General features: G+C 58.1%; 15 protein-coding genes and 2 pseudogenes. 5 read left to right on the top strand and 12 right to left on the bottom strand.

Annotated features, from left to right (window positions below):
• Nucleotides 1-66: 66 nt before the first annotated feature.
• The gene (locus E5554_RS00765; RefSeq protein WP_048938969.1) at nt 67-252 is read left to right on the top strand and encodes a hypothetical protein; all 186 of its coding nucleotides are present in this window, start codon (nt 67-69) and stop codon (nt 250-252) included.
• A gap of 535 nt (nt 253-787) precedes the next feature.
• On the opposite strand, the gene E5554_RS00775 is transcribed toward E5554_RS00765, so the two are convergent.
• Together E5554_RS00775 and E5554_RS00780 are read right to left on the bottom strand one after the other, a co-directional pair.
• Nucleotides 788-1009 carry a hypothetical protein gene (locus E5554_RS00775; protein WP_235654594.1) on the bottom strand — a complete coding sequence of 74 codons (222 nt, stop codon included), beginning with the start codon at nt 1007-1009 and terminating at the stop codon, nt 788-790.
• On the bottom strand, nt 984-1265 hold the full coding sequence (locus E5554_RS00780) for a DUF2171 domain-containing protein (RefSeq protein ID WP_004208791.1): 282 nt from the start codon (nt 1263-1265) through the stop codon (nt 984-986). The genes E5554_RS00775 and E5554_RS00780 overlap by 26 nt, the downstream gene beginning before the upstream one ends.
• A gap of 258 nt (nt 1266-1523) precedes the next feature.
• Between E5554_RS00780 and E5554_RS00785 the strand changes: the two genes are divergently transcribed.
• Entirely contained in the window at nt 1524-1832 is a 309-nt protein-coding gene (locus tag E5554_RS00785; RefSeq protein WP_234415713.1) for a hemerythrin domain-containing protein, read from the top strand.
• Between the two features lie 76 nt (nt 1833-1908).
• On the top strand, nt 1909-2265 hold the full coding sequence (locus E5554_RS23160) for a hypothetical protein (RefSeq protein ID WP_201039006.1): 357 nt from the start codon (nt 1909-1911) through the stop codon (nt 2263-2265).
• Between the two features lie 66 nt (nt 2266-2331).
• Here the strand turns inward: E5554_RS23160 and E5554_RS00795 are convergent, their stop codons facing one another.
• The 10 genes and pseudogenes from E5554_RS00795 to E5554_RS00835 form a co-directional block, all read right to left on the bottom strand.
• Nucleotides 2332-4932 carry a PAS domain-containing protein gene (locus E5554_RS00795; protein ID WP_136185675.1) on the bottom strand — a complete coding sequence of 867 codons (2601 nt, stop codon included), beginning with the start codon at nt 4930-4932 and terminating at the stop codon, nt 2332-2334.
• A 286-nt stretch (nt 4933-5218) separates the two neighbouring features.
• Nucleotides 5219-5530, bottom strand: a pseudogene (locus E5554_RS23220) (hypothetical protein); the annotation flags it as partial.
• Between the two features lie 62 nt (nt 5531-5592).
• On the bottom strand, nt 5593-5940 hold the full coding sequence (locus E5554_RS00800; RefSeq protein ID WP_136185676.1) for a response regulator transcription factor: 348 nt from the start codon (nt 5938-5940) through the stop codon (nt 5593-5595).
• A gap of 3 nt (nt 5941-5943) precedes the next feature.
• Nucleotides 5944-6831: an iron-containing redox enzyme family protein gene (locus E5554_RS00805; RefSeq protein ID WP_210729788.1), complete on the bottom strand. Its 888-nt coding sequence runs from the start codon at nt 6829-6831 to the stop codon at nt 5944-5946.
• 144 nt (nt 6832-6975) lie between these two features.
• A pseudogene (locus E5554_RS00810) lies at nt 6976-7279 on the bottom strand (IS110 family transposase); the annotation flags it as partial.
• Between the two features lie 206 nt (nt 7280-7485).
• A complete protein-coding gene (locus E5554_RS00815; protein WP_063141715.1) occupies nt 7486-8262 on the bottom strand; it encodes a DNA-binding domain-containing protein in 777 nt (258 codons plus the stop codon).
• Nucleotides 8259-9089 carry a DUF692 domain-containing protein gene (locus tag E5554_RS00820; RefSeq protein ID WP_063141713.1) on the bottom strand — a complete coding sequence of 277 codons (831 nt, stop codon included), beginning with the start codon at nt 9087-9089 and terminating at the stop codon, nt 8259-8261. The genes E5554_RS00815 and E5554_RS00820 overlap by 4 nt, the downstream gene beginning before the upstream one ends.
• Before the next feature lie 61 nt (nt 9090-9150).
• Nucleotides 9151-9420 (bottom strand): hypothetical protein, encoded by a 270-nt coding sequence (locus tag E5554_RS00825; RefSeq protein WP_004208798.1) that lies wholly within the window; start codon nt 9418-9420, stop codon nt 9151-9153.
• 131 nt (nt 9421-9551) lie between these two features.
• Nucleotides 9552-10193, bottom strand: coding sequence for a DUF1109 domain-containing protein (locus E5554_RS00830; protein WP_004208799.1), 642 nt, complete (start codon nt 10191-10193; stop codon nt 9552-9554).
• The gene (locus E5554_RS00835) at nt 10190-10729 is read right to left on the bottom strand and encodes a sigma-70 family RNA polymerase sigma factor (protein ID WP_048938961.1); all 540 of its coding nucleotides are present in this window, start codon (nt 10727-10729) and stop codon (nt 10190-10192) included. The genes E5554_RS00830 and E5554_RS00835 overlap by 4 nt, the downstream gene beginning before the upstream one ends.
• Nucleotides 10730-10937: 208 nt before the next feature.
• On the opposite strand from E5554_RS00835, the gene E5554_RS00840 reads away from it, so the two are divergent.
• Both E5554_RS00840 and E5554_RS00845 read left to right on the top strand, forming a co-directional pair.
• On the top strand, nt 10938-11213 hold the full coding sequence (locus E5554_RS00840) for a DUF2282 domain-containing protein (protein ID WP_048938960.1): 276 nt from the start codon (nt 10938-10940) through the stop codon (nt 11211-11213).
• Between the two features lie 53 nt (nt 11214-11266).
• Nucleotides 11267-11716 carry a DoxX family protein gene (locus tag E5554_RS00845; RefSeq protein ID WP_063141709.1) on the top strand — a complete coding sequence of 150 codons (450 nt, stop codon included), beginning with the start codon at nt 11267-11269 and terminating at the stop codon, nt 11714-11716.
• Nucleotides 11717-11979: the final 263 nt, after the last annotated feature.

The following is an 11979-nucleotide window of genomic DNA, read 5'->3' on the forward strand; positions in this document are numbered from 1 at the left end:
TTGATCCATGTAATGGAAGGCTGGGTGACCAGGAGTCATTCCATGGCGAGATGAGGAGAGACGACGATGCACCATCAGGACGATGCGGCCTATTTTCGCCGGCGTGAGATTCAGGAGCTTGCCACTGCCGAGAAAATTGCAAATCCTCTCGCCAAGCGGCTGCATTGGGAGATGGCGCAGCAATATGCGATGCGTGCGCGTTGGTCGGAGGACACGCCGGGTGCTCGGGGGGCATTATTACAAAAAGAATAGGAAACAATTGCTAACTGATTAGCCGATTAATTGGACGAGAGTTTACTACCGTAATATTGAGACATGGATACCCATTTCGACGTCAATTTCGGGACACTCGATCATATCTGGGCTTTTGATCGCAGGATGGGTCGGTATGCGCAGTAGCGTTATTGTTGACGACTATCTTGTCTTCAGGCAACACATCTGTTTGTCAGACATAGCCGCCAAAAAATGAATAATACAAGAAAGCCAAATTCCCGCCATCGGCAGGATGCTCCATTGCCAATTGCGTGGCGACGGAGATATATCATCCAACGAACATAGTTGAGAAGTTTTATTTGTGTTTAAAACCGACAATTGGTAATATGGCGAAACGATCATTACGCCTGATTTTATTGCATTTCAGTATGTATTCCCGGTTTTGCCGGGAGGGTGATAATTTGTGAATTTTGATATGGTTTGGTGCCATAACTTTATTCACCACATTACCATGCGCTTTGGTACCATGGCTTTTCCACAAAACCGCATCATCAGCGCCTCAGGGGCTTTTTCATCACGCTACCCGCGGATCCGATGAAGATGAGATGTCCCGCTTCGCCATCGCATCGATGACAGCTCGCAGGAAGGAAGAAGGGTTTTCGATCTCCTCCCTGGAGGCTGCCTCCCAATTGTCGATCAGTTCCTTGTCGGTCATGAGCCCGACATCGTCCTCATGCCTTTTTCTTACCGTGTGCGTCATGCTCCAATCCTTAGCCTTCGCCAGGCTGTCGGCCATCGTCCATGATAGCACCGCCATCCTGTTCCTCTTCGAGCAGGATGGCGGAATCGGCATTAGCCGAAAGGCGAACCTGATCGTCTTCCACCGCAGCAACCAGACCGGTCGAGATGAAGTGGTGATGGTCACCATGAGAACCGCTATCGGCCTTCACCATTTTGATCCTGTCACCTTCAAGCCGGTCCACGGTCCCGATGTGGACGCCATCCGCTCCGATTATTTCCATATGTTCAACAATAGCGGTCAGGTCTGCCATGATCGTCTCCTGCATTCTTTTGTGATGTCCAAAGCGTTCCTGCCGGAGGTGGTCAACCACCGCTGCGCGTTCGCTTAAACCCTCGGTAAGCAACCTGATAACGACGCGACTGTTCCGATAAAATCGGTTCAGCTCCCGCCCGCCTAACTTGTGTTGGTTGGATTCCCCCTCTCATTCTGTTCGAGCATCCAGATTGGGGGAGCCTTATGTACGACGTCCACCAAACGGCTCATCCTTCTAGCGCAGCTCAAGCACGCATTGGGCAAACATGCGCTGGAAGAGGAGAATGCAATTTACCCCGCTATGCGCCAGCATGGTCTTCTGGCGGAATCCTACACGCTCCATGCCGAGCATGGTTATGTGAAGCAATATCTTTATAAACTCACAGACCTTGTGAAGGATAACGACGCTTTCCAGCTTAAATTGGCAAATTTTCGCCGCGACATCGAAACTCATATGCGCGACGAAGAGCATGATCTCTTTCCTCGGCTTAAGTTGGCCTTGGAAAAGGCAGATGGCGATTATCTTGCGCGTCGGATGAATCAGGAAGGGCTCAAGCTGGCCTGACCCGGGCGCAACCCCTCTCAATGGTGCAATACCTGCTATCCCTGCACAGGGAAGGGCAAAATTCGAGGACGTGGCGATGACGCAGTGGATTACCGAGCTTGTTGGACAGCTTGGTTATTGGGCGATCGCTCTTTTGATGATGCTAGAGAATATTTTCCCGCCGATACCGTCCGAGGCTATCATGCCGCTTGCGGAATATTCGGCGGCTGACGGCGAACTCAATATCATTTTCGTCATCCTCTCCGGCACGGTCGGCACAACCGCGGGCGCTTTCTTTTGGTGGTGGGTGGCCAAGCTCGAGGGGATCGCGACGCAAGCGACAAGACCCACGGCGCGAAGTAAGCGGGTGCATCAAGCGTCATGCAATTCAGCGGCTGCGCACAGAGGTCGAGCTGGGAGTAAGTGTCATCTGGCCGGAAGAAGTTCAATATAAACGGCGGCGATCGCGTGGAAAAGCGCGGAAAACGTGCGATCGGCCCTTTTCTCCGCATCCAATTTCTCAGTGAAGCAGATCGGTGATGCGCTGCTTCATGGCCTCCATCGAAAAAGGCTTGGTGAGGACGTGCATACCGGGATCAAGATGCCCGTGGCTCAATACCGCGTTTTCCGCATAACCGGTGATGAAGAGAATCTTGAGATCTGGCCTGTTCACACGGGCTGCATCTGCCACCTGCCTGCCGTTCATTCCACCAGGCAAGCCGACATCAGTGATAAGCAGGTCCACTCGTGTATCGCTCTCCAGAATTTTTAGCCCTGCCGCGCCGTCTATGGCTTCGAGCGCACCATAGCCAAGCCCTTCTAGAATCTCTACGACCAGCATCCGCACAGTGGGCTCGTCATCAATCACCAGAACGGTTTCGCCTTCGCGTGCTTGAGGCGCCAGCGCCGGCTCGGCTTCCGGTGTTGCGGGAGTGCCCGCTTCCCCCAGATGGCGTGGAAGATAGAGACATATCGTTGAGCCGCGACCGAGCTCCGAATAGATCCGGGTCTGCCCACCGGACTGACGTGTGAATCCATAGATCATAGAGAGGCCGAGCCCCGTCCCCATCCCTATGGGTTTGGTCGTAAAGAATGGATCAAATGCCTTGGAGATTGTCTCCTTGCTCATCCCTGTGCCGGTATCCGAAACACACAGGGAGACATATTGCCCTGGTTCCATGTCTCGCTCAACAGCAGTCCGGCGATCCAGCCATCGGTTTCCTGTCTCGATCGTTATCTTGCCGCCATCGGGCATTGCGTCTCGCGCATTGATACACAGATTGAGAAGAGCGTTTTCCAGCTGGCTCGGATCCACAAGGACTGGCCAAAGCCCTACCCCGTTGACCGCCTCCACCTCAATAGCAGGCCCCACAGTGCGCATGACGAGGTCGACCATGCCATTCACGAGGTCGACAACGCAGGTTGGTTTTGGAGCAAGAGTCTGACGACGGGAAAAAGCCAACAGCCTGTGTGTCAGCGCTGCCGCGCGCCGCGCGGCACCTTGCGCAGCGTGTACATAGCGGTCCACATCCTCATGCCGACCCTGCGCCCGACGAATCTGGATCATCTCAAGCCCACCAGTGATCCCGGTGAGCAGGTTGTTGAAGTCATGCGCCAGTCCACCGGTCAACTGCCCAACAGCCTCCATTTTCTGCGATTGGCGCAGCGCTTCTTCGGCGGCTATCAGGTCTCGCGTTCTCTCCTCGACCTGTTGCTCCAGAGAGGCCGCCAGCTCGCGAAGTTCGATTTCCGCCCGTCGCCGTTCGGTAGCAACTCGGGTTCGTTCCGCAACTTCACGGACGAAAGCGATCTCGTCGTCGAGCCAGTCGCGTGCGGTGGCATGATTGAGATAGAGCAACGCGACAAGGCCGCCCTGTTCAGTGAGCGGCATATTGACCACCGCCTGCGCGCTTATGGCCTTGAGCGCATCGGCTCCCTCCACCGACCGCGGATCAAGGTCGGCATCGGCAATAATGACGTCTTTCCCGCGCTTGAGATCCTCGATGTAGGATCCATAATCCCGAAACTGCAGCACCCCGGCCAAGGACGATATCCCTTCGGCATTCCAGTCGCGCTCGATCGTGATCGTCTCAAGAGCCGGATCAATGACGCCATAGCCCGCCCTGCTGACCTCCAGCGCCTCGCCCAATATCCGGGATGCAGCAAAGGAGATGTCTGCAGGGTCCTGCACGTCGCGCACGACATTGCTGAGTTCGACCAGCGCATTGCGCATCCGCTCGGCGCGCCTCAGCTCCGTAACGTCCGAAGATATGCCTGCAAGCCGAACAGGTTTGCCGTCGGCAGTGAGAAACGGCTGACCGCGAGAGGTCAACCACCGGATTTCCCCCCCCGGGGTGACGATCCGGTAGGTCACATCGAAATCCACACCCGTACGCCGTGTCAGGTCGATCGCATCGATGTTAGCCGCACGATCGGCGGGATGAATAGCCGCCAGGCGGTCATCATATGTAAACGGCTTTTCCGTATCTACGCCAAACAGTGCCCGGCACGCCGGAGAGGAGGCGAGCTCTCCGGTCTCGAAATTGATACTCCATGTCCCGAACTTTCCGGCGCGAAGGGCGAAATCGAGCTCGCGCTCCTGCTCGTTCTGGCGTTGGAGCCGGCTGGTAATTTCGGCCATGAGGACGGCGTTCGAATTTTCGAGTCCCTCAAGACGTTCGCGCTCCAGCGTCACATCGACCTGGCTGGCGAAGAAATATGCGAGCTTTCCCGCCCCGTCGAATACGGGGGCAAGGAGGAGCCGGTTCCAGAATGGCTCCCCGCACTTGCGATAATTGCGAATGTCGATCTCGATCGGGCGTACCGCCTCCACCGCATCATGAATCGCCTGGACATCCGTCGGATCCGTTTCGGACCCCTGCAGAAATCGGCAGTTGCGACCCAGTATCTCGTCGCGCTCGTAACCCGTCAGCCGACAGAACGAATCATTCGCAAACACCACCGGATTATCGTGCAAACGTGGATTGGTTATGATCATCGGCATGCGCGTGGCGCGCACCGCAGCTACGAAGGGATCCGTCCCTGCGTCGAGGCCTAAAACTTCCGCTTCAATCCTTTGAGCATCGGCGGTGCCGTTTCCGCTCGTCACTGTTTCGCTCATTCCTATGCCGATCCCGCCTACGCTTTTCCCCTTTGTTAGAACCGAGGCACGTAGAGTGCGGTTCCATCTCCCTGGCACGGGAAAGCTGGAAGGCGTTACAGATCGAGGCGCGCTCGAAATCGCTGAAGGCAGCGACTTTGGCTTTTTTCCATCGAGATGGATTGGGGCGGAGTGGCCATTTTGGTCAAAGGCGTTGGCAGGCTGGTACGCTGGTCAATAGCTGGGTGGGCGTAGCGACCCGAGAGGCTACCAAAGAAGGGGATGCGAAGAGCGCCAGCTGTCTGGGTCAGTGGGTTGAATCCGACATTTGGTGCCCGCGCATAATTTCGTCCAGATCGACCTTCCAGATGAAAGGGCGGGGGGCCTCGTTATTCTCCTTGATAAAGAGGTTGATGGCGGCCTGCAGATCGACGACGGAATGAAATATGCCGTCTTTTCGGCCGCGACCTGTGAGCTTAGCGAAAAGCGGTCGACGGCATTGAGCCATGGGCACGTCGTCGAGACGAAATGGAAGGTACAACGCGGATGCCTGGTCCAATAGGCGCGACCATCGCCAAGCATATCTGTTCAGTTCGACGCTCCGGTTGCAGCCCAGTTCCCAGGGCAAAAAATCTGCCGGTCGCCGCCGTGGGCGATCCCTCGCGTTCGGCCTGCCGGCGCTCAGTGCAGCATAGTTTGAAGCATGCGCTCAAGTTCGGTCGGAAGCAGCGGTTTAAGGATCAAAGGGGCAGTGGGATGTTTGCGCATTAACGCGAAGTCCGGGGCGCCTGAACAAAAGACATATGGGACGCCGTACAGATCAAGATCACCTGCCAAAAGGCCGACGTCGCCATCTTTCAACCGAATATCCAGGACAGCAGCGGACGGCATATCTTCAGCCACGGCAGCGATACCGTCGGCGAGCGTTTGGTAAGGCCCGTCTACCGCATAGTTGGCGTCCTCCAATATGTTAGCGATGAAGGCAGCGACGGCAGGGTCATCCTCGACCAGCAGGATGCGGTTACTCATCTTTTAGGCCAATCCGAAATGAGCACGATATCGCTCGAAACAACGCTCCCCGCAGCGCAGGCGGATCAGCGCTCCTTCCGCCATAGCGGTTGCACGGCGGGGATCTTCCGCGACCAGTGGGTACATTGCCTCATCATTCCATTCACGGCTGTGCTTGATATCGAGTACGGCATGGAGATCGAAATAGCGTCGTTCGGACCCAGACAGGCCGACGCGCTTCAACCCCCTGGCAGTATACGCGGACCGATCGGGCGCGGTAAGCTCGATCACTCCCAGGGCGCCGACGCTGTGCCAAGCATAGCAACGTAAGGAGGCCATGGCCGTCATGGCATTGGCGAGCGCCAGACTTTCCCAGGCAGTATTTTCGATACGCGTATCGAGGTCGAGAGTATCGACCAGCTGGCCCAGCATCGGCCCATGCATGCCCTTCGCGTTACCCCGGCCCATCTCGTCCCAGTAATTGCGCGCCAGTTCGAGCTTGGCGCGTGCCGGCAGCTTGACTTGCGTCATTGCGACCAGATCGTCGAAACCTGCTTCGCCCGCAGCTTCCTGCGACAGGAACCATCGAAGCTCATCTCGGTCCGCCTGTTCAGCGAGCCACGGGAAAAGACGATCATGCTGTCCAGGCCCACTCGCCTTGAGATTCTCGAACCAGGCGATGAAGCGATCAGGGTCCGTTGGCGCCTCGCGCGCCTCAACCATGACTTCCCGCCGCAACTCCTCAAGAAATCCCATCTCCAGACGAAGCATATGGCGATCATTGTCGAAGCGACTAGCTGACATGTCCTCTGGAAAAGTGGGCGATAGCCGTTCGCGATTCCAGCGGCTCAGCACCTCCTGAAATTCCTGTTGCAGAAATTGAGATCCGTCAGCTTTGAGCTGCGTAGCCACATCCAGTCCTTTCATATGATATGGCGGAATAATCCTGGAGGGCTGACTCTCGTTCCTGAAAATCATATTGATCAGGATCAATGAAACCAGGCGCAGTGCTAAGCCTGGTCAATCTAAAAATGTGAAACCGATCATTTCCACGGCTGCTTCGCAGATCGCCTCAGCGTCCGCTGCATCGTTCTTTCCGCGTTTGACGTACGGCTTCACATACTAAGCGGGCATCAGCTTGACATCATGACCCAGAGCGATGAGCTGACGCGCCCAGAAATGTGATGAGGCCCAGGCTTCGATTCCGATCAAGCAAGACGGCAATTTCGCGAAGAACTTCAGCAAACGATCGCGCGTCAATCGCTGGCGCAATACCGCTGCACCATTGGCATGCATCCACACCGTGCACCTGGAACACGTTCTTCGCCAGGTCTAAACCAATCGTCGTGACCGTTCCCATTGGAGCACTCCTTCCGACTCATACGCAGGTCAGACTGCGGGAGGGTTGGAGAGCCGTCCACGTCATCATTATGAGACGCTCAGAGTCGGGATACGGGTCACCAGATGCAAACCTTTCGCTTTGTCGGCAAACTGGCGACCGATTTTCGTCGTTCTGCAAAGAGAGCCGCGCTAGCCGTATCTGCAAAACGCGGTCTTAACACCGGACTATAAGCACGGCGGCGCAGCTTGCCCGCGATCGTTTATGGCAACGACCATTTGGTCGGAAAGCCAAAGACCCAGCCACCGTCCAACAAGCATCATTCCTGCCTCTTCCCCGAGCGACAAAGCGACGTCGCGGCACAGTGCGCCGAATGTCATGCCACGACGCAATTTGAGCAGCGCCTGCAATTCGCCGTCGTCGATAGTCCGGATGCGGCACTGCTCGCCCTGACGCCACAAAATGACCATATCGGGCAAATCCAGATATTGCGGCGCGGGTGGTTCTTTCCGATCAACCAGAGCCGACCATATGACAAAACCATTGGTTTGAAGGTGCATAAGTTCGATCGACGACGAAAACGTCAACACCGCGCGATCCCAGTCGACATTGCCCAAACCGTCCAGCCCAACGGCGGGACTATCGGCTGCGACGAACAGTTCTTCCAGTGCAAGCTCGATACTAGCGATTTCCGCTATCTCAGGATCGTCAGCGTGAAGCCGTGCAAGTGTCGTCGGAAAATCGCGTCCATATGCGTCCAATGTCCAACTGCTCGGCGGGACGCTGTCGATATGATGCACGGCGGCATGAAGAAACAAATCCTCACCGATCCACGCACGGGTGCGCGGAAAGCTGAGTTCCAGATAGGTGACAAGCTGGGTGCGGTAATTATTCTGATAGACGGCAAGGCCTAGCCCCGCCGCCGCACCGATGCGATCGGCGGCAGCCATGTCTTCCCGTAGCAGCCAGTCTCGCATGTCGCGCTGAAGCGCCAGCAGGCTCATGCCGCTTCCTCCATCTTCCCGGCGGAAATCCCGCGCGCGGTGGAAAGCTCCACCAGCAGGTCGGCCAGCGGCGGGATGGCATCGTCGCGTTCGATCATCGTCGCGACCGGCCCAAGTTTTGTCAGGACATGCGCATAGAGCTGCCACACGGACGGCGGCACCGCCTGGTCGTGCGTGTCGATCAGCAGGTGGTCGCCATGGCTGTGCCCGGCGAGATGAATCTGGCGCACGTGGTCATGCGGCACGCCGTCGAGGTAGGCGACAGGATCGAAGTCGTGATTGCTAGCGCTGACGAACACATTGTTGATATCGAGCAGCAGTCCGCAGCCGGTTCGCGCGCACAGGGCGTCGATGAACTGCCATTCGGTCATGTCTGCCGGAGCGAAATCAATATAGGTCGACGGGTTCTCTATCAGCATCGCACGGCCCAGCGCATCCTGCGCCTGGTCGATATTGGTGCAGACGATATCGAGCGCCTCCTCCGTGTAGGGCAATGGCAACAGATCGTGCGAGTTGAAGCCTTCGATCCGCGACCAGCTCAGGTGATCCGACACGAACAGCGGATCGACGTCATCCACCAGCGCGCGAAGCCGGTTGAGATAGGCCCGATCAAGACCGTCGGCCGAGCCGATGGACATGGATACGCCGTGCAGGGCGACGGGGTAGCGGGCGCGAACATCGCGCAGAATATGTCGCGGCCGACCGCCGTCGATCATGAAATTCTCCGAGATCACCTCAAGAAAATCGACCGCGATGCGATGGTCCAGAAAGTCGGCATAATGCTGTTTGCGCAGGCCAAGTCCGAAACCGGAGAAGGAGGGGATCATGGGTAAACTTCCTGCTGATAAAGGCTGCCCGGCGCGCCTGTGCACGCCGGGCATTGAAACGTCATTTCGGCTCGGTCAGGCTGCCCCCGGCGGCCTTGCACGCCTTGACGGTCATGGCCTTGAAACCATGCCCCTTGCAGACATTCTGCCCCTTGCATTCGTTGCTGGCGGTCTTGCAGTCCGACGTGCCCTTGCAGCTGTTGATGCCGTAGCAGTGAACGACTTTCGTATCCCCGCTGTCTTGCGCCACGGCCGGTGCCGCTGCTGCTGAAACGATCGCGATGGCGGCGGCCGAAGCAGCCATGCCGATACCGCTGTTATGGGTGAGCATGATGATTTCTCCGAAAGAATGTTGAGCCAATCTGGCCCCTGTCTTTCGGCCTGCAGCGGCCCCCGGTTACAGAGGCGCCAGAAATTTACCGAACCGATGGCAACATGCTGCGCAATGGCGCGGCTTCTGCTTCACCAGCGCAGCAGCCGCGGCCCGACCAGCATGCCGAGCAAGGTCGCGAGCAATATTCCCAGCGAATACCAGGTCAGGACGAAAATCGCCGACACTTCGGGGCAGTGGATACAGTAGACTGTTGCCGCGAAGGCCCCCGCTGACAGGCCAGCGGCCGCTCCGGCCGCGCGCAACCGGGTCGGGGCGAGCCTGCGGAAGGACCATAGCAAACCGGCGAAGATCGGGGCTGACAGCGACAGGACCAGCCAGGGGCAACTCTTCCAGCTATGGCCGAGCCACATTGCCAGCCATTGCGACGACGGCGTGCGCGCCAGTTCGAGCAGGCCGACCGCCGCAAGAAGCAGGACGGGTATCGCAAGCGCCCACAATCCGCGCAATCGACCGCTGTCGGGGCGCGCGAGTTGGGCCGTCGTCACCAGTGCGGCGATCGACAGGGAGAAAGTATATCCCCATTTCATCCAGAAGGACGCACCCTGCATGGCCGTGCCCAGATCCGGGCGGATGCCGATCGAAGCCAGAATGAGAAGCGCTGATGCGATCCCGCCAACGATGATACCGATGGCCAGCCGCCGCGCGACGCTGTTTCGGGCCACCGGGCGAGTATCGCTGGCAAGATGCCGGATCAGATCGTCCGTGTTCATCGCATTGCCCCCTGCACCCGCACCATCAGCGCCTTCAGCCCGCGATGCACCGAAATCTTCACGTCGGATTCGCCTATGCCCTCCGCACTTGCCGCTTCGGCGACGCTCAATCCCTCCAGCCGGGTTGCGCGGATCATCCGCGCCTGCTTGGGCGGCAATTGCTCCAGCAGATCGTCTATGTCGAGCTTCGCCATGCTGCTTGCCTCGAATTCTTCGGAGACCAGCAAGTCTTCTAGATCGTCGATCGGCCGCAACCTGCCGACACGGCGGAAATGGTCGATCATCTTGTAACGAGCGACTGCATAGAGCCAGGCGGTGAAGGCACGGCCGCGATCATAGGTCGCGCGGCGGGTGTGAACGGCAATAAGGGTGTCCTGCACCATATCCTCGACATCGTCGTCGGCGCCGCGAACACGGCGCCGATAGAAACCCCGCAGCAGCGGAACAAGCAGGCGCAGCAATGCCGCATGGGCGGCGGGATCACCGTCCAGCCCATCAATCATCAATGCGCGCAGATGCTCCTCTGTGGTCTGCATTCAATCTCCTCGCCCACATGTTCGGGCCGAACCGGCCATCAGTTACAGCATCGACGAAAATTTCTGCGCCGTTCGATTGTAACCGCAGGTTGTTCTTCCCCGAACCCGCCTATGTGACACGGGCTTCCCGCCTCCTCCCCGGTCACCGCGCGGTCCGGTCCCCTGTCCGGACCGCGCGCAGAGGCGCTGGATCGTAGAGGACATCATTATGCGTACAACTCATGCGGCGCTCGCCGCCAGCATCGCCATCGCTTCGGCGACCACGCTCGCCGCTTCCGCCCATGCGGAGACGAAGCCCAAGATGGAGAAATGCTACGGCGTTTCGCTCGCCGGCAAGAATGACTGCGCGGCCGGTGCCGGCACCAGCTGCGCGGGCACGTCGAAGGTCGATTATCAAGGCAATGCCTGGAAACTGGTGAAGGCCGGCACCTGTACGTCGATCAAGACGCCCAAGGGCAACGGCGCGCTTTCCCCCAAGGCCTGACCATGGCGGCCGGGGCGCCATTCCGTCCCGGCCACACTTCCTGGAGACGAACGATGAGTCTGTCCCTGAAAATGCGCGATGTCTTCGTTCGGCGGATCGAGGCGCTGCTGCCTGATGCGCTGCTACTGCTGGTCGCCCGTTTGGGCATTGCCGCGATATTTTTCCTGTCGGGACGCACGAAGGTGAATGGCATCATCACTATCACCGACAGCACATATGAGCTGTTCCGCACCGAATATGCCCTGCCGATCGTCCCCCCCGACCTTGCTGCAACAGTGGCGACCTGGGCGGAGCATCTCTTCCCGATATTGCTGTTGCTGGGCCTGTTCACACGGCTTTCGGCGCTCGCCCTGCTGGGCATGGCCCTGGTTATCCAGACATTTGTCTATCCCGAAGCATGGCCGACCCATCTCAGCTGGGCCGCGATCCTGCTTCCCCTTGTCGCCCGTGGCGGCGGCATCTTCTCCATGGATGCGCTCATTTTTCCCCGATCAAGGATGTGAGGCCTAGCTAGCGCCAGGAATTTTGCCTTGCCGCGACCGATATTCCCCCGCGCCGCGTTTACGGGAGGCCGGCTTCGCAGGGCGGACTGCGAACGCCAGATGATATGAAAAGCTGTCGTTGGGCCAAGCCAGTTGGGACGGCGGAATGATCCCACGGCCGGGTGGTCGGATGCATCACAACCGACCCAAATCAGACCCTCAGCCTTAATTTTTCGATCCCTAGGTGCGGCCCGTCCGCTTTCCCGTTCTGGATGCCCAAGTCT

This window comes from Sphingobium sp. PAMC28499, assembly GCF_004795815.1.
Lineage (GTDB): Bacteria > Pseudomonadota > Alphaproteobacteria > Sphingomonadales > Sphingomonadaceae > Sphingobium > Sphingobium yanoikuyae.